13 protein-coding genes are annotated in these 16,176 nt (G+C 61.6%); 5 read left to right on the forward strand and 8 right to left on the reverse strand.

The window, feature by feature from the left end:
- Nucleotide 1: 1 nt before the first annotated feature.
- Both ACILSR_RS03080 and ACILSR_RS03085 read right to left on the reverse strand, forming a co-directional pair.
- Nucleotides 2–4,123 (reverse strand): DUF1592 domain-containing protein, encoded by a 4,122-nt coding sequence (locus tag ACILSR_RS03080; protein ID WP_395748257.1) that lies wholly within the window; start codon nucleotides 4,121–4,123, stop codon nucleotides 2–4.
- 128 nt (nucleotides 4,124–4,251) lie between these two features.
- A complete protein-coding gene (locus tag ACILSR_RS03085) occupies nucleotides 4,252–5,526 on the reverse strand; it encodes a DUF1552 domain-containing protein (protein ID WP_395748258.1) in 1,275 nt (424 codons plus the stop codon).
- A 151-nt stretch (nucleotides 5,527–5,677) separates the two neighbouring features.
- Here ACILSR_RS03085 and ACILSR_RS03090 point away from each other — a divergent pair, with 151 nt between their 5' ends.
- Nucleotides 5,678–6,145, forward strand: coding sequence for a hypothetical protein (locus ACILSR_RS03090; RefSeq protein WP_395748259.1), 468 nt, complete (start codon nucleotides 5,678–5,680; stop codon nucleotides 6,143–6,145).
- A gap of 56 nt (nucleotides 6,146–6,201) precedes the next feature.
- On the opposite strand, the gene ACILSR_RS03095 is transcribed toward ACILSR_RS03090, so the two are convergent.
- Nucleotides 6,202–6,489, reverse strand: a complete 288-nt coding sequence (locus ACILSR_RS03095; protein ID WP_395748260.1) for a hypothetical protein — start codon at nucleotides 6,487–6,489, stop codon at nucleotides 6,202–6,204.
- Between the two features lie 491 nt (nucleotides 6,490–6,980).
- On the opposite strand from ACILSR_RS03095, the gene ACILSR_RS03100 reads away from it, so the two are divergent.
- Nucleotides 6,981–9,407: a hypothetical protein gene (locus ACILSR_RS03100; protein ID WP_395748261.1), complete on the forward strand. Its 2,427-nt coding sequence runs from the start codon at nucleotides 6,981–6,983 to the stop codon at nucleotides 9,405–9,407.
- A gap of 202 nt (nucleotides 9,408–9,609) precedes the next feature.
- On the opposite strand, the gene ACILSR_RS03105 is transcribed toward ACILSR_RS03100, so the two are convergent.
- From ACILSR_RS03105 to ACILSR_RS03115, 3 genes are all read right to left on the reverse strand, one after another.
- Complete coding sequence (locus ACILSR_RS03105; RefSeq protein ID WP_395748262.1) at nucleotides 9,610–10,257, reverse strand: DUF1801 domain-containing protein; 648 nt, start codon at nucleotides 10,255–10,257, stop codon at nucleotides 9,610–9,612.
- A gap of 91 nt (nucleotides 10,258–10,348) precedes the next feature.
- Nucleotides 10,349–10,951 carry a hypothetical protein gene (locus tag ACILSR_RS03110; RefSeq protein ID WP_395748263.1) on the reverse strand — a complete coding sequence of 201 codons (603 nt, stop codon included), beginning with the start codon at nucleotides 10,949–10,951 and terminating at the stop codon, nucleotides 10,349–10,351.
- Nucleotides 10,952–11,079: 128 nt separating this feature from the next.
- A complete protein-coding gene (locus tag ACILSR_RS03115; RefSeq protein WP_395748264.1) occupies nucleotides 11,080–12,417 on the reverse strand; it encodes a CCA tRNA nucleotidyltransferase in 1,338 nt (445 codons plus the stop codon).
- Between the two features lie 195 nt (nucleotides 12,418–12,612).
- Here ACILSR_RS03115 and ACILSR_RS03120 point away from each other — a divergent pair, with 195 nt between their 5' ends.
- Genes ACILSR_RS03120 through ACILSR_RS03130 form a run of 3 tightly spaced genes read left to right on the forward strand, consistent with a single transcriptional unit; the run spans nucleotide 12,613 to nucleotide 14,588 of the window.
- Nucleotides 12,613–13,092 carry an Lrp/AsnC family transcriptional regulator gene (locus ACILSR_RS03120; protein WP_395748265.1) on the forward strand — a complete coding sequence of 160 codons (480 nt, stop codon included), beginning with the start codon at nucleotides 12,613–12,615 and terminating at the stop codon, nucleotides 13,090–13,092.
- A gap of 21 nt (nucleotides 13,093–13,113) precedes the next feature.
- Nucleotides 13,114–14,292 (forward strand): pyridoxal phosphate-dependent aminotransferase, encoded by a 1,179-nt coding sequence (locus tag ACILSR_RS03125; protein WP_395748266.1) that lies wholly within the window; start codon nucleotides 13,114–13,116, stop codon nucleotides 14,290–14,292.
- A gap of 20 nt (nucleotides 14,293–14,312) precedes the next feature.
- Nucleotides 14,313–14,588, forward strand: coding sequence for a hypothetical protein (locus tag ACILSR_RS03130; RefSeq protein ID WP_395748267.1), 276 nt, complete (start codon nucleotides 14,313–14,315; stop codon nucleotides 14,586–14,588).
- Between the two features lie 260 nt (nucleotides 14,589–14,848).
- On the opposite strand, the gene ACILSR_RS03135 is transcribed toward ACILSR_RS03130, so the two are convergent.
- Together ACILSR_RS03135 and ACILSR_RS03140 are read right to left on the reverse strand one after the other, a co-directional pair.
- Nucleotides 14,849–15,175, reverse strand: a complete 327-nt coding sequence (locus ACILSR_RS03135; RefSeq protein ID WP_395748268.1) for a hypothetical protein — start codon at nucleotides 15,173–15,175, stop codon at nucleotides 14,849–14,851.
- 31 nt (nucleotides 15,176–15,206) lie between these two features.
- Complete coding sequence (locus tag ACILSR_RS03140) at nucleotides 15,207–16,157, reverse strand: nitrilase-related carbon-nitrogen hydrolase (RefSeq protein ID WP_395748269.1); 951 nt, start codon at nucleotides 16,155–16,157, stop codon at nucleotides 15,207–15,209.
- Nucleotides 16,158–16,176: the final 19 nt, after the last annotated feature.

A 16,176-nucleotide genomic window follows, 5' to 3' on the forward strand; every position in this document is an offset into this window, starting at 1 on the left:
CTTATTTGCGCTGAAATTCCACACTGGTGACGAGGGCGGTGATGAACTCGCTCAGGGCGTAGTCTTTGGCCTTTGCCTTCTTCATGATGCCGGCGGCGAGTTCTTGGTCCGTGAAACCATAGGGGCGCCCGAGTGCGTATTCGATGAGCGATTCGGTGAACCCCTGGGCAAAGTCTCCGGTCCGCGTGGAGATGAGGTCGCGGAGCTGGAAGTAGTCGGCAAAAGCTGGACCGTTGTAAAACGCACCGCCGGGGTCGATGGGCCAGCTCTTGAGCCTTCCGCCGCCTTTCTTTTCCTGGTGCTCCTCGGTGCGCCATTTGCCGGCGGCGTTGAAGTTTTCCAAGCCAAAGCCGATGGGGTCGATCTTGCGATGGCACTGCAGGCACTGTGCTTCCTCCTGGTGCGCCAGCAGGCGCTCTCGGGTGGTGAGGACTTTTCCCTCCAGACGCGTGAGCTGCGGCACATTCGGTGGGGCGGGCGGTGGCGGTGAGTGGAGCAGCTTGCGCAGCACCCACGCGCCGCGCTCCACAGGGCTGGTGCGCTCGCCATTGCTGCCCATGGCCAGGATGGCCGCCATACCGAGCAGTCCGCCGCGTGGCGATCCAGGCTGCAGCTTCACCTTTTGAAACGCATCACCACTCACGCTTTCGATGCCATAGTAGGTGGCCAGAAGGCCGTTGATGAAGATCTCATCGCTCTTCAGCAGGCGAGAGAGGCTGCCGTGGTTTCTGAGGAGGTGGGCAAAGGTCTCGTACACCTCCTGTCGTGCGGCGGCCTTCGCACTTTCGTCAAAGTCGCGGAACTGCTTGGTGTCGAACTGGAAGAAGTCCAGCCGCTCCATGCCGAGCCATTGATGCACAAAGCCGCTCACAAAAGCGTCCGCCTTGGTGCTGGCCAGCATGCGATCCACTTCCCGCACCATGACTTCGGGCCGGGAGAGATCAGCTCTGAGAAGCTGATCGTCCGGCGGGGCGCTCCAGAGGAAGTAGGAGAGGCGCGTGGCCAGCTCCGTGGCGTCCAGTGTGCGCGGCTTCTGCTCCTGTCCGGGCTCCACGAGGTAGAGAAAGTGCGGTGAGGCCAGCACGGCGCTTAAAGGTGTTTTGAGTGCACTCTGCTGCGTGTCTCCGGCTTTGCGCCGCGTCTCATACAGCGCGCACAGCTTGTCCAGATAAGCAGCGCTGGGCGCACGACCACGGAAGGCACGCTGCGCAAAGGCGGCGATGCACGCACGTGCGTGATCTTTCTCGGACGCTCCCTGCGTATTGGCCAAAAGCACGTGCGGGATCTCTGGTGCCCCCTGCGGGCTGTGCAGAGGGCCCTCCCACTCCACCCAGTCGATCCACAGGGCGGAGGGCGGGCCCACGCCGGTGGCCTTGCGTGCAGTGGTGTACACGTCGTGGTCCAGCTTCACATCGCGCTTTTCCCGCAGCACAAAGGTGCGCGGCCCCTGCGCGGCGATGCTGACGGGCAGCTCGATGATCTGCGGCGCGTCGGTGGTGCCGCTGACCTGAAAGGTCTTCATCAAAGTGAAGTCCTCTTTCTCGATGCGGCTGCCCAGTTCCACAAAATGGCGCTCAGCGGGCGTGCCCTTTACCGCACCGATGCGAAAGCGCAGCACATACTCTCCGGGCGATGCCGCAGGCAGCTCGTGCTTGGTGCGCAGCCAGCCGGAGGGCTGGTCTGGCGGGAGGGTGATGACCTCTTCCTGGTGCAGATTGTAAATGGTCAGAAACGCGCCCGTCTGCGTGAGCGGGTCATTGAGGTATTTTTCGAAGGAGGGGCCATGCTCGTTGAAGGCACGGATGCGGAACTTGGCCTCATTGATATCCGGGATGCCCTTCTGCGGCTTGCCGGTGGCCAGAAACTCCTGCGCCGCCTTTTCGCCGCCCACGTAGTAGCCGCGGTAGGTGCCGCCCACCATGGCATTGGCGTGCAGCTCCACCTCGCGGTGCTCCTTGATGGTGCGCGCTGCGACGGGTGCCGGTGCGGCCATGTGGGCCGGGCCTTCAATCTCCAGCCAGTCCATCCAGATGGCGGGCGGCGGGCCGTGGCCGGATTTTTCAAACTCATCGTGGTAGAGGCGCACCTCCGCCTGGCGCGAGTTGGGGCGCTTTTCACGCACGGCAAATTCGCGGCTGCCGTCCGCCTTCACCTCCACGGTGGTTTCGATGATCTGCGGCTGCGCCAGCGTGCCGGTGACCTGATGCGCGCCCAGCACGGTGAAGGCGCTCACGTCCTCCCCACGCTGACCTACCTCGATGAAATGCCGCTCACGCGCCGCCTCGGGATTGGCCGCCACGCGCATGCGCAGGGTGTATTTTCCGGCGGGCCACTTGCCCCCGGCGGAGACATACTCCTCCCGGTAGGCTTGGTAAAAGAGCAGCCAGGCCCCGGTGTCACGTGCTGGTAGCTTTTGGTAGTCTGCGTAGTAGGGGAAGAAATGCTGGTGCTGGTTCTCCTCAAAGAAGGCCTGCTGCGCATCCTTGAAGCCGTAGTCTGCGGGGGATGGCGCGCCGTGGATCTGCTCCCAGTCAAAGTAGAAGAAGAGCGGCGTGGCGTAGGGCACCCCGGAGGCGGGGCGCGGCTTTTTGGCCCTCTCCCGCAGCTCGGTGGCGATTTTCAGATTCTCCGGACGGGCCGCAGCGGCATCCACGGCGGCGGCCCAGCGTGCGTAGTGCTCGTGCTGCTCCTGCGTACGCTTAAAGAGGGAGTTCATGCGCTTGTTGCCCATGACCTCGGCTTCGGTGCGGGCTTTGAACGTCTGTGGCACGGCAGCCGTCGCGGGCGTGGCGTCCGTGCTTGCCACTTCGATCCAGTCCAACCACAGCGCAAACTCCGGCCCGATGCCGTTGCGCTTCTTGGCCTCTTCAAAGACCTGCCGTGCTGCGTTGTCCGACTCGTAGCTGCCTTTCTCCTGGAAGAAAAAGCCATGGCCATTCTCCGGCGAAAACCGCAGCGGAATCTCCAGCACCTGCGGTTTCTCCATCGTGCCCGTGATCTGATGGCTGCTGATCACCGCGCGCACGCCACTGTCATGTTGCGAGCCAAACTGCACAAAATGCCGTGAGGCTGGCGTGTCGCCCGTGGCTGCGATGCGCACGCGCACCACGTAGTCGCCCGCAGGCCAGTCGCCAGGAATGCGTAAGGCCTGATACGGATTCACCGCCACATCCTCAATGGTGAGAAACGCGCCCGTCTTTGTCTGCGTGTGCTGAACATAGGCGCGATGATGCGGCACGTAGTGCAGCCAGTCGCGACGCCCTGCGTGGTCCGCGTTCACCTCGTCAACAAAACCGAAGTCTGTGGGCGATGGTGAGCCTTTGATGCGCCGCCACTGAGAGTAGAGATGCGTCGCGTCGTTCTTTTTCTCCGCACGCACCTTAGCCACAGTCTCTGCATTCTCCGGCCGATCCGCCGCTGCCTCCACCGCCGCCGTCCACTTCTCGTAGCGCTGCCGGTCATCCAGGCGGGCTGCGAGTGCTTTCGCGATCTTCGCATTTTTCTCCTCCGCCTCGGTGTGCAAAACACGGGGGACGACCGGAGCGGGTGCGACGTAGCGTGCGAAGTGCTCGTCCAGCGCCTGACGTCCCAGCGCGAGGTACTGCTCAAACTGGTCGCTCGACATGAAGAGGGACGAGCCCACGGTGTCAAAGCTGCCCGCGCCGCCATCTGCCGGCAGCTCGTTCACATGCAGGTCCACGCCGAGGAGATCGCGGATGGTGTTCTTGTACTCGCGGCGGTTCAGCCGGCGCATGGTGATCTTTCCGTGCACATCCCCCAGCGACTGGCGCGCGGCCACCAGCGTGCCGGAGAGCGCCTCCAGAAAGTCTGTCTTCGCCAGCTTGTCCGGCTGCTTTTCATCCTCCGGTGGCATCTCGCCTGAGTTCACCTGATTGAGCACCTTTTGCCAAAGGTCCGCCCGCGCCACCGAGTCCAGTGTGAAGGCGATGTCATCCAGCCGCACCTTGCCCTTTTCCTTGCCAGCACGATGGCAGTCGATGCAGTAGTCCTTGAGAAAGCCGCGGTGCTTGGAGTCCAGCATCGCCTGGGGTGGCGGCTGCGCGAAAACAGAGGCGCTGACGATGAGAAAGAAGATAAGGAAGCAGTAACGAAGAAGGGGCATGGGTGAAGCGCCTGATTTTTTTACACCGCAGAGATTTGAAAAACGCAGAGATTTGATCCTGAAATGACTCTGCGTTTTTCCCATGTTTGCGGTGCAGATAGAATGGTATTATGTGGCATGGAGATCCTTCACGCCCTGAGCTGGGAGATGGCGCCCGTGCTGTCTCCATGCCGATCAGCATTGGCGCCGATGCCTTGGAGGAGGGTGAGCCAGACATTGGCGAGAGGGGTGTCTTTGGAGAGGACGAGGTGCTGGCCGAGCTTGATGCCGGCGCCGCCGCCGGTGAGGACGGTGGGGCAGTTGTCGAGAAAGTGGACGGAGCGGATATTGCTGCCGTAGGCGAGGCAGGTGTGGTCAAAGAGGGTGCTGCCGTCGGTTTCCTTGGTGGCTTTCAATTTATCGATGAGGCCTGCCAGAAGCTGGCTTTGGGTGGTATCGCGTGTTTGGGAGGCCTCCATGCGGGGGCCGGTGGTGTAGTGGCTCATGTCGTGGGGAGCCACCTTGAGCCCCAGGCTCTGCAGCAGCGCGCCCACGGGCTGGCGGTAGGTGAGCACGCGCGTGGTGTCCGTCTGCAGCGCGGCGACGATGAGGGCGTACATCATCTCGATTTCATCCTTGCCGGCGAGGCCGGGCTTGGGCTCGGCGATCTGCGCGTTGGACTTGGGCACGCTGAGCCACTGCTCGTCCTTGCCGAGGCGCACCTCGATGTCGCGGATGCTCTGGAAATATTCGTCGAGCTTGTCGGTGTCCGTTTTGGTCAGGCCCTTCTGCACGCTCTTCGCGTCCTCCAACACGGCATCCAGCACGCTGCGCTTCTGGGCTAGCTGGGCCTGGCGCTCGCTCAGGGGCGTGCTTTCGTCTGAGAAGAGGCGGTGGAAGGCTGCCACGGGTGTCTCCAGGCCGGACATGGGCTTGCCACGCATGTCCCAAGCCAGCGAGAGTCCGGGTCCGTGGCCGGAATTGGGCACATCGGCGGAGTTGAGCTGGATGGAGGCAAAGCGGGTGTCCGCGCCCAAATGCGCGGCGGCCACCTGATCCGCGCTGACGCTGTTGTGAAAGCTTTGTCCCGGCTCCGAGTAGCGGTTCGCTCCCGTGAGCCAGAAGGTGCTGCCCCAATGCGCCTCGTTGCTGAATTTATTGGAGCAGCCCTGCACGACGGTGATGTCCTTTTGGTGGCGTGCCAGCGGCTGCAGCCCCGGTGAGAGCTGCCAGTCCGCGCCGGTCTGCTTCACATCGGGGAACCACGTTTCATTCGTCACACCCCAGCCAAAGCCGAGGAACACCATGCGTTTGGGCGGCGTGGTGGCCTTGGGAGCGGCAAAGGCGCGGAAACCGAAGGACTCCAGCGCTGGCAGCGCGATGAGGGACCCGGTCCGGCGAAGAAATTGGCGGCGTTTTTCCATTTGGAGATTACGGGAAGTTTTGGGGAGGTCTTGAGAAGAAGTGAAGAATGGAAAAGGATTGGTGGCAGACTTCTTCTTTCGAACATGCGTGTTTTAGAACGTTCACCGGGCGGGATTTGCCCGCTCCACTGAGGTGTGATAGTGTGTCAGCATGAAGAACACACGCGGAACGGCTTTTCTTCTTCTCCTGGCGATGACTTTAAGCACTCCTGCAGCGGCGCATCTCGGAGACACGCGGGGACTGTCGGTGAAACATCATGGCGAGGGGCAGGTCATGGAGGCGGTGGCGCCTGCGACGAACACGCTGAAGCATGCGCAAGGAACGGTGGAGGTGACGGCGGATTTCATCGACGACGCCACGCAGCGCATCACGTTCGTGAAGAAGGGGACGTTTGACGCGTCGGAAATCGCGGTGCTGCTGGCGGCGAATGCACAGGGCAAGGCGTGGAAGCCGGAGAGCGGCGCACCGAATGCGGAGGCCGGGCGTGTGGTGACGCAGACCTGGCTGAGGAGTGACCGCGCCTCGGCAGAGCTGAGCGTGAGCGATGGTGTTTCGCGTCTTGTGATTTCCAGCCGGGTGTGGATTCTGAAGAGGCTGCGCAGCGCGCTGGCGGAGTAGGCGTCCATTTCCACGATGCTTGCCAGCGCGAGCGGGCATTCGTTTTTAGAACTGCGCTAGTGATTGGTGCAAGGAATGGCCGTGGCGTAGAGGGTGCCGGGCAGTTCCCAGGAACTGGGGTGAATGGCGATGCATTCGCCGGTGGTCAGGTCTTCGAGGCAGCCGAGGGGCTTGATGGCGTTGATGTCGAATCCGGCGTAACGGGACACATGGGCGGCATAGCGTCCGGGATGCTGCGAAATGATGGGGACGATCTCGATCTCGCTGATCCGGCGCTGAAACTGGCGGAGCCAGCGGCGGCGCATGAGGGCATTGCGGATGTCGATGAGAAGCCGGGGAATCATGATCCACGCGGCACCCGCCGCGCAAAGGAGGCCGGGTATTCTCCAATATGGGAAAAGCAGCACGGCAGCCACGATGAGCAAAGCGCACAGCGGCAGCGACTCCCGGACCCGATAGCGCCGGAACACAGGGAAGGAAATGCGTGCCGGATCGCCCATCAAGGTACTGGGTAGTGCATGCCGGGGAGGGACGCAAGCGGGAGGGGACGGGGGCCAAACAAGGCAGTGATTTGGCAAGAAGCGCGCGCTGCCGCAGCTTGCTTGAGGTGGAATGCGCCCCTTTCATCCAACCATCCCGCCCCGTTGGAACGTTCTACATGTATGTATCTTCGGTTATTCTCGTTTTAGAGAATAACATCAAAAGCAAAAAACTTACTTTCTGTGGAGTATGATTTGGCATAAATATCATTGAATCTGATCTGAATCAGAACCCTGAAACCGGATTCATTGTGGAAAGTCCAGAATCAACATCGCCAACACCGCTGCCATCTGCTTTGGGCCCGCCTGCATCTGTGCCGCAGGGGGACGGGCTGAATCCTTTCACTGACGATGTCTGTGCGGGGCCATTTGGCGTGGAAGAGCAGCGCTCCGTGCCGGGGCTGAATGTGGACATTTTGGGGCAGCTGACGGCGACGATCGATGAACGTCAAACAAGTACGGGACGGGCAGGCGGGCAGCCTCTGCTGCTGCTGACGGCTCCGCGCGCGGGCTACGGGAAGACGCATCTGCTGGGAAGGCTGGCGGCTGCCGCGAATGGGCAGGTGGTGCTGGTGCCGCTGGCGTTTCGGCTTGAAGATCAGATCGGTATCTCGGCCGTGGCGGTGCGCGGGCTGGAGTCCATGGCGCGTGCGGATGCCACGCGCGAAGGGTGGACAAAGCTGCGTGAAGCCTGCGCCGGTGTGTGTGCGGTGCTGGTGCGGCGGTTGATCGAGAACGGCACGCTGCCCTGTGCGAACCCGGAGCAGGCGCTGCGTGTGCTGAGCGGAAATCCGGTGGAGGTTTTTGATGAAAAAGGTTCGGCTCGCCTGATCGGCGAATGGGTGCGGCGCTTTGAAAGCCAGCTGCGCAGGCCGATGACGGAGCAGGCGATGAAGCGCGTGCCGGCCATCCCCGCGGCGCTGGAGTCCTGGGTGAATGCGATGCTGAATCACGCGCTGGACGGCGGCATGAGCCATGTGGCGGTGCTGCGGGTGCTGGCTGCGGATGAGGCCAATGAGGGGCCGGTGACGTGGCTGCGCCTGCTGGGTCTGTGGCGGCCGGTGGTGCTGCTGGTAGATCACCTGGATGCCTATTACCGCAATCCGGAGGCGGGACTGCGCATCGCCTCCCTGCTGCTGGACATGTCTGAGATGGACGGCGTGCATGTGGTGCTGAGCCTGAACCAGGATGTGTGGCAGGCGACGTTTGGTCATCACCTCCCGAGCGCGATGGAAGACCGGCTGACGGCTTCGCAGATGCTGCTTCGGGGCATCGGTGAGAGCGAGGCGGCCACGCTGCTGGGGCTGAGGCTGCGGCATTCAGCCATCTCAGCGGAGCAGGCGCGGGAGTTCACAGCGTTTTTGGATGTGAAGCGCTACTTCCTCGGCCGCCCCCTGGGCAGCGTATCTGCACGCACGTTTTTGCGGCATGCCGCAAAACAGTGGGATTTTTTCCAGCAAACGCTGGCCTCTCCACCGCCGCCGGCCACGCCCATCCAGCACCCGCCAGCGCCTGAGGAGGGACGTGTGCTGCCGCTGATGACGGATGCAGTGCCGGTAAGCGATGTGGAGGAAACTCAGGAGCCTGCCGAGCCTTCGATCTTTGACACGCAGACCGCTGCGCAGATGAAAATGATGGCGGAAGGGCTGGCGGAACCCAAGCCCGCCCTGCCACAGCAGAATGAAGCGCCGCTGATGCCCATGACGCCGCGTCCGGCCGCGATCAATGGCAATGGCAAACATCTGCCAGCGCCAGACACGGTGCGCGATGAAGCGCCTGCGGCTGAGAATGGGGCGCCGCCGCCGCAGTTCTCTCCTAGCTCCGCGGGCGCTTTTGAAAATCTGCGCGAGATGCTGGGCAAACTGCGCCAGCCCAGCGTGCCGCACCCGCCCGGGGAGGAAAAGGGGACGCACTCAGTCGCTGAACGTCTGGCGGATGTGATGAGCGCCAGCGCCGCGCCCGTTGCTGCGAAGGCGAGCTCGGGTCTGCCAGCGCCGTCACGTGCACCTTCGCCTTCGTCACTGCCTCCGCCGCCCTCTTTTGCAGGAGCACCCGCTCCGGCGGCGGTTCCTGGGCCAGTACAGGCCGCTGCTCCTGCTGCCGCACCGGCCATCGCTACGGCAACGCCCAATGCGGAACGAGATGCACTTCTGGGACGCTATGAGGCGCTGCGGCTGCAAATGGCCGCCGAGGCCGTCTCCATGCCGCTGGACTTTACCAAACTGGCGGATCTGATCCGGCTGGCGGGCAAGCGCTTCCCTTTGGTGCGCTTCAGCGAGCATGAACTGCCCGGCATGACGGGCCGATTTGCCATGTGCTGGTCGCTTCAGGGGCTGGAGATCGTGTTTGGTCTGGCGAATTTTGCCGATGGCTCCTACTGGAGAACGCTGGCGGGATTTGCCGCAGGACGTCTGGCGGAGCTCAATTTGGATGCACAGAGCACGGGCGTGTCCGCGGCACGGCTCAAGATCACGACTTTTAAAACGGACCGCGAGCAGCAGAGCTGGGCCATCCTGCAGCATAGCACCGCCTTTCCGCCGGAGCTGACTTCTCACGTGGATGCGATCCATCTGGACACACAGAATGTGGCGTCGCTTTATGCCATGCAGCGCATCATCAAGGAATCTGAAAGCGGCAGCCTGCAGGCCACGCCTGCGCAGGTGATGAGCGTGCTGGCGCGGGAGCTGGATTTCTTCTGGAAGAGGGTGACGCGGGCGGGGTGAAGAGGCTGAAAGTTTAAGGTTTATAGTTTTAAGCTGGCTGAGATTCTTAATGCGAATGGCCGCGTGCGGGGCCGGAGATATGGTGTTTTGGTATTTTATGGTATAAGGTTAACGGGGTGGCCTGCGGAAGGCGGCAGCTGCGGTCGTTCCTTCCTGCGCGACCGCACTCCAAATGACGCTGGGTCCTGCGGAAGAGGAAAGCTTACTTGGCGAACAGCTTATGCGAGCCATCGCAGGCGGGCATTTTTTTGGAGTGGCCGCAGATGCAGTCCTGGAGGCCTTTGCCGCAGAGGATGCGGGACTTGCAGGCCTCGATGCGGGAGGTGCGGGTGGCGGATTGTTTGGCGGCGTTGAAGTGCAGGAGGTAGGCACGCTGACGGCCCGGCGTGAGGGCGGCGAAGGCTTCTGCGAGCGCGGGGTCTTTGTCGAGCTTGGTTTCAAGCTCTTCGGGGAAGGGTTCGGGAGCGGATTTATAGACGGGTTTCATACCGGCTTTTTCCGCGGCGACGGCTTCGAGAATGTAGTCCTTCAAGAGGGGCTTCAGTGCGGTGATTTCCTTGACGCTGGTGAAGGGGATGAAGCGCCCGGCCTGGGTGTGCTCGCCGGGCTTTTGCAGAAGGTCCTTCGGATCTTTGAGGAGCGAGCCGTTGATGAACATGAGCCTGCAGTGCTCTTTGAAACCGCCAAGGATGATGATGTTGGCCCCGGCATAGGTGTAGCAGGGCTGGCCCCACTTTAGCTCTTCGGTGAGATCGCAGTCGAGGACGATGCGGCGCAGCGCTGTAAGCTCAGCCTGCCATTTTTTGGCCTGGGCGATGTGGTCATCGACCTTGGGGTTGGTGGAGTTCATGCTGGGTATTCGTGTTCCCGGAATTTGCGGATGCGGTGATACTGCCAACTGAGAACTGAAAAATGAAAACTGGAAATTGGCGGAGGTGAATTCAGGGCGCCGAGGGATCGGGCAGGCGATCGGCGAAGGGGTAGGGGAGGAAGGTGGCGCGGTCGATGAGGAAGCCTCTTTGCCGGGTGGCGGTGCCTGAAGCGGCGAAGTCGGCGATGGGCTTGTCCCCGCGCAGGAGCTCGGTGCCGCTGAGGGAGACCTGCGGGAAGTCGAGAGCGCAATACGAGACCAATTCAAACTGGGGGGAAAGGCAGAGGAGAAAGCCGTGGCCGCGTGGCGGGGGATATTCGCTGTTTTCAGCGGAGGAGCGGATGAAGAGTGCGGTGGCGAGAAGGAAACTCTCAGTGCCGCGCTCGATGGTGCCGAGGCAGTCCACTGACTTCAGGTTGTAGGAAAACTTTTTGTCGCGGTCCAAAGACGTGTGCGGAGTCAGGTCGTCGAGCTTTGATGCGATCAATGCTTCGGTGATCCGACCCACGAGGTTTGGCTGCGCAGCGTAAGAGCCGGGAGCGCCAGCGAGCTTGCCGTCTTTGGAGGGAATGGCGACGCGCTCTGCCTGCGAGCCTTCGATTTCAGCGCGGGCCTGTTTTTGAGACGAGGATGGTCCGCATGAGGTGAGTGCGCCGATGAAGAGGAGGATCAAAGGGGCTTACATGGGGAGATTGAAGCGATAACGAGTGCGAAGGAAGCTATCGTGAGCGGTATTTTGGCGGTGATGGCTGAATGGGTGAGCGCTGATCGACAGACAGGAGTGTCTATCGTACTTCAGAACTATTCCTCCAAGGCATCAAATACATCCGGGACGGGGGCGTGCTGGGAGACCCAGGCGAGGGCGTCTTCTTTGGTTTTGAGGGTGCCTTCGAGCTGGAGGGTTTGGAGGGTGGTGAGGAGTTTGCCGAGGGCTTTGCCGGCGTGCCAGCCCTGGGCGATGAGATCGGCGCCGGTGATGAGGCGCGGGGGCAGCATGGGCTCGCTGGCGAGTTCTGCGCGCTTGGCGAGGAGGAACTCGTAGTTGTCCAGCCAGCCGTTGGAACCAAGGCAGTCAACGCGGTGGAGGGCGAGTTCGTCATCGAAGGAGGGACGGGCCATGAAGCGGCGCAGCTTGGCGGTGCGCATCTTTTTGACGTCCTTGAACACCATGTGATTTTCAACGGCGATGACAGTGGGCTCGATGACGTCGTTGGGGAACTTCATGCGGCGCATGATTTCGCCGGTCTTTTCAGCGCCGAGTTTGTCGTGGCCGTTGAAGCGGATGCGACCGGTGTCGGCATCGCGGGTTTGCGTGGCCGGTTTGCAGATGTCGTGGAGGAGGACGCTCATAACGAGCGGCAGGGAGACCTCGGCGGGAAGGAGGCTGAGCATGAGGCGGGTGTGGATGAAGACATCGCCTTCGGGGTGGAACTGAGGGGGCTGCTCGCAGCCTTGCAGCGCGAGGATTTCCGGCAGGAACTGCTCCATGAGGCCGCTGATCACGAGGAGGTCGAAGCCGCGAACGCGATTGGGGTGGAGCATGATTTTGACGAACTCCTCGCGAATGCGTTCGATGCTGACGCCTTTGATCTTGGGGGCGAGGCCGCAGATGGACTCCCAGGTGGCGTGCTCGATGTCGAAGCCGAGGACGGTGGCGAAGCGAACGGCGCGCAGCATGCGCAGGTGGTCTTCCTCGAAGCGGTCTTTAGCGACGCCGATGGCGCGGAGGAGGCCCATGCGGAGATCGGTCTGGCCGCCGACGTAGTCGATGACCTTGTCGGTGAGGGGATCGAAGAAGAGGCCGTTGATGGTGAAGTCGCGGCGCTGGGCGTCGAGCTCGGGCGTGGAGTAGGTGACGCTGTCGGGGCGGCGGCCGTCGCTGTAGCTGCCGTCGCTGCGGAAGGTGGCGACTTCGATGTGGTGGTGGTCGAGGCGAACGATGACGACGCCGAAGTGGGCGCCGACGGTTTGTGCGCCGGGGAAGAGGGCGACGACCTGCTCGGGCGTGGCGCTGGTGGCGACGTCGTAGTCTTTGGCGGTGCGGCCGAGGAGGGTATCGCGTACGCAGCCGCCGGCGAGGAGGGCGGTGTGGCCGGAGTGGGTGAGCTTTTGGATGACTTTGATGGCGGTGGCGCGCATGAGAGGAGATTTGGCGTGGCGGGGGTGGGGGTCAACCTGAACGGGAGGGGAGGGGGCGGAGGATTTATGATTTACGATTTATGATTTATGATTTCAGAGATGGGGGACAGGGAGGAAGAGGAGGATGAGGCTGAGGATTCTTGCGGGTTTCTGCTGTTCAAATGGGGGAGTGGGGTTACTGTCGCGCCCCCTATTATGGACCCGCTCATCGAACTACTGCACAACAACTCCAATCGCTCCCATCAAGAGATGGCCGCAGCCTTGGGCCTCACGGAATCCGAAGTTGCTTCACGGATCGCCGCCGCCGAGGCCGATGGGACAATTTTGGGGTATAGCGCGGTGGTGGACCGTCTGAAGGCGGGGCATCGTGGTGTGACGGCGTTGATCGAGGTGCGTATCGCACCCGAGCGTGATGGCGGGTTTGACCGGCTGGCTCGTCGTATATCGAAATTTGACCAGGTGCGTGAATGCTTCCTGATGAGCGGTGGTTATGACCTGGCTGTGATCGTCGAAGGCAAGGACCTGCTGGATGTGGCGACGTTTGTGGCGGAGAAGCTCAGCACCCTGGGTGGTGTGCTTTCCACGGCGACGCGCTTTCAGCTGAAGGCGTACAAAGAGGGCGGGTTTCTCGCGAATTCCAGCGGCGATGAAGAGCGCCTGCCGGTGAGTCCATGATTTAACGAGGAACCTGAGGTCATGGATTACGACAACAAAATTTCAACCATCATTCGCGATCTGCCGCGCTCCGGCATCCGCGATTTCTTTGAGCTGGTCATCGGCCGCAGCGATGTGATTTCGCTGGGCGTGGGCGAGCCCGACAAACCGACGCCGTGGCCGATCCGCGAGGCGGTGATTCGTTCGCTCGAAAAGGGGCAGACGAGCTACACCTCCAATCTCGGACTGGAAGCGCTGCGCGTGGGCATCAGCGAATATGTGACGAAGCACTTCCGCACGACTTATGATCCGAAGACGGAGATTCTCGTGACGGTGGGTGTGTCTGAAGCGCTGGACATTGCGTTTCGTGCGGTGCTGAACCCGGGAGACGAGGTGATCTATCATGAGCCGTGCTATGTCTCTTACAGCCCGAGCATCAAGATGGCCTACGGTGTGCCGGTGGTGGTGCAGACGCGCGAGGAGAATGAGTTCGCTCTGATGGCGGAGGATGTGGAGAAGGCGATCACACCGAAGACGAAGGTGATCGCGCTGAACTTCCCGACGAACCCGACAGGCGGCATCATGCCGCATGAGGAGCTGGCGAAGATCGCGGCGCTGGCGGTGAAGCATGATCTGTTTGTGTTTACGGACGAGATCTACAGCGAGCTGCTGTATGACGGACGGAAGCACAAGAGCATCGTGGAGTTTCCAGGAATGCGGGAGCGCACGGTGCTGCTGCACGGCTTCAGCAAGGCCTTTGCCATGACCGGCTGGCGCCTGGGCTATGCGTGTGCTCCGGCACCGCTGCGCGAGGCGATGATGAAGATCCACCAGTACTGCATGCTGTGCGCGCCGATCATGAGCCAGATGGCGGGCATTGAGGCACTGAAGATGGGCGAGACTGCGTACGAGGACATGCGGCAGAGCTACGAGCAGCGGCGCAACCTGATCGTGAGCCGTCTGAACGGGATGGGGCTGCACTGCTTCAATCCGGGCGGGGCGTTTTATGTGTTCCCTGAGATCCGCAGCACGGGGCTGACGAGCAAGGAGTTCGCCATTCAGCTGCTGGAGAAGAAGAGCGTGGCCGTGGTGCCGGGCAGTGCTTTCTCTAGTGCGGGCGAGGGCTTTGTGCGCTGCTGCTATGCGACTGCTCCGGAGCTCATCGCGAAGGCGATGGATCTGATGGAGGAGTTTGTGAACGAGGTGCGTGGGAAGAAGTGAATTCCTAACGTCCCAAAGCGATGAAATGGCTGTGGAGACTGTTCGATGGATTGGATGCCATCGAACTGATCTTCTACGGTAGTCTTGCAGCGGCGATGTTTGTCGGCGGGCCGATTTGGCTGGTCGCGTGCTGTGTGGCCAAACAGCGTTATCTCCCGGTGGTGGTTCTGGGGCTGCTGTGGTGCGTTTGCATCGCGATCGGTGTGCGGGATCTTCGGCGGAAGAGGTTCAGCTGGCTGACTGGAGGACTCTTCGCTGGATGGTTTGTGATGACGGTTTGGATCAGCCTTGGCTGAGTCACGGTGGGGCCGAGCTGTGAGGGGTTAGTTTTTGGCGGCGGCGTTGTGCGCAGGCGTGTGGCGGAGTCTTTTACAGACGCTGCTGGAAGCCTGCAGATGCGGCGAAGCGCTGGGTTTGCTTTCCGATTTGCTTGCGGCAACCCAGGGTCGCCTCGCTTAGGCTCGGCTGACCCTGGGCTGAATTACGCAGCCCCTTTGGGGCTGAGGTGGGTTTGAAGACGGGGCTGACGCGCCGGGCAGTTGTGCGCCGGCGGGCTTCACCTGCGGGTGCGAACGTGCATGAACCAGTAGGCGGGGATGGCGGCGATGTTGAGACACCACAAAGCCGTGGCCCAGACGGCTTTCATGCCGTTTGAAAGCGACTGATTGCGGATGGCGTGGATCATGAAATAGACGATGTAAAACCAGATCCCGATGATGGTGACAAGGAGCATGACCATGCCGAGCAAGACCCATGGAAGAAGGTGGCGCGGGATGGTCGCGTCTGGCGCCATGTTTTGAGTCATCAGCAAAAGAGCAATCGTTTCAGCTACAAACAGCAGGGGAAAGACGACGCTGCCTATGGCGAGCAGTTTTTGCTTCATGATGATGGAAGAGGTTCAGGCTGATTTCGTTTCACATGCGCTCCTTCCGCACTGCTTTTTTCGGGGGCGTGCGGGCGCTTTCGTCGATCTGGACTTCATCGGGTGTGAGACTGACGCTCAGCTGGGAGGGATTGGTTTCTTTGCGGCGAAGGTGGGCCTCATGGATGACGGCCTCGGGGACTTCCACACGGAGTGAGTGCCAGCCCTGATGAACAAGGCGGGTGTCTTCGGTGCGGTCATAGGCTTCAAAAGCCTTCAAGGCCGGAAGATAGAGGCCGATTTTGCCGAGGTTCACATTGACCATGCTGGAATCACATTTGCCGACGAGGGGACACACGACGACGGCGCAGCCAAGCTCGATGGCCCGGGCGGAGGCGCAGCGGGTGACGCGCTCGCTGCCGTAGAGAGTTTCCGTGGCGCTGGGGACAAGGAGGAGGTCGATATTCAGGCCGCGCAGGCGGGCGCTGAGTTCGGGCACTTCGATGTCCAGGCAGATGATGATGGCCACGCGAAGACCAGACATCTCAAAGACGTAGAGTTCTTTACCGGCGTGGAATTCATGCTCCCAGGGGGTGAGGAAAAGCTTGTCCTGATGGAGGAGGCGGCCGTCGCTGAATATGATGGCGCGGTTGTAGAGATGCCTGGTGGATGGATCGAGATACGGGGCCGTGCCAAGGACGGCGTGCTTGCCTTTGCGGGAGAGGTGCTGCTTGAGCCGGGGCATGAGATCCACCCAGACGACTTTGGCGATGTCGTCCATGTCCGCGTCTTTGCCTGGCAGAAGGGGTTCGAGAGCGGCCCAGAGGTACTCGGGGAGGAGGACAATGTCCACGCCACTGGCCCACGAGGTTTCCACCTGGTGAATGACGTGCTCGGCAAAACTGTCAATGGTTTTGCCAGCGTCGCCGACATCGAAAGTCCAGGCCTCGACTCTCACATTGGCGTGGGATGCTACGTTCTTGCTGGGGGCAGAGTCGGGCATAGAGGATGCTTCAATGGGG

It is taken from the genome of Prosthecobacter sp. (assembly GCF_044222565.1).
Classification (GTDB): Bacteria; Verrucomicrobiota; Verrucomicrobiia; order Verrucomicrobiales; family Verrucomicrobiaceae; genus Prosthecobacter.

What these genes read in the sequence shown, in the direction of transcription:
- ACILSR_RS03080 (WP_395748257.1), bottom strand. Translation starts at nt 4,123, where the DNA reads ATGCCCCTTCTTCGTTACTGCTTCCTTATCTTCTTTCTCATCGTCAGC.
- ACILSR_RS03085 (WP_395748258.1), bottom strand. Translation starts at nt 5,526, where the DNA reads ATGGAAAAACGCCGCCAATTTCTTCGCCGGACCGGGTCCCTCATCGCG.
- ACILSR_RS03090 (WP_395748259.1), top strand. Translation starts at nt 5,678, where the DNA reads ATGAAGAACACACGCGGAACGGCTTTTCTTCTTCTCCTGGCGATGACT.
- ACILSR_RS03095 (WP_395748260.1), bottom strand. Translation starts at nt 6,489, where the DNA reads ATGATTCCCCGGCTTCTCATCGACATCCGCAATGCCCTCATGCGCCGC.
- ACILSR_RS03105 (WP_395748262.1), bottom strand. Translation starts at nt 10,257, where the DNA reads ATGAACTCCACCAACCCCAAGGTCGATGACCACATCGCCCAGGCCAAA.
- ACILSR_RS03115 (WP_395748264.1), bottom strand. Translation starts at nt 12,417, where the DNA reads ATGCGCGCCACCGCCATCAAAGTCATCCAAAAGCTCACCCACTCCGGC.
- ACILSR_RS03120 (WP_395748265.1), top strand. Translation starts at nt 12,613, where the DNA reads ATGGACCCGCTCATCGAACTACTGCACAACAACTCCAATCGCTCCCAT.
- ACILSR_RS03125 (WP_395748266.1), top strand. Translation starts at nt 13,114, where the DNA reads ATGGATTACGACAACAAAATTTCAACCATCATTCGCGATCTGCCGCGC.
- ACILSR_RS03130 (WP_395748267.1), top strand. Translation starts at nt 14,313, where the DNA reads ATGAAATGGCTGTGGAGACTGTTCGATGGATTGGATGCCATCGAACTG.
- ACILSR_RS03135 (WP_395748268.1), bottom strand. Translation starts at nt 15,175, where the DNA reads ATGAAGCAAAAACTGCTCGCCATAGGCAGCGTCGTCTTTCCCCTGCTG.
- ACILSR_RS03140 (WP_395748269.1), bottom strand. Translation starts at nt 16,157, where the DNA reads ATGCCCGACTCTGCCCCCAGCAAGAACGTAGCATCCCACGCCAATGTG.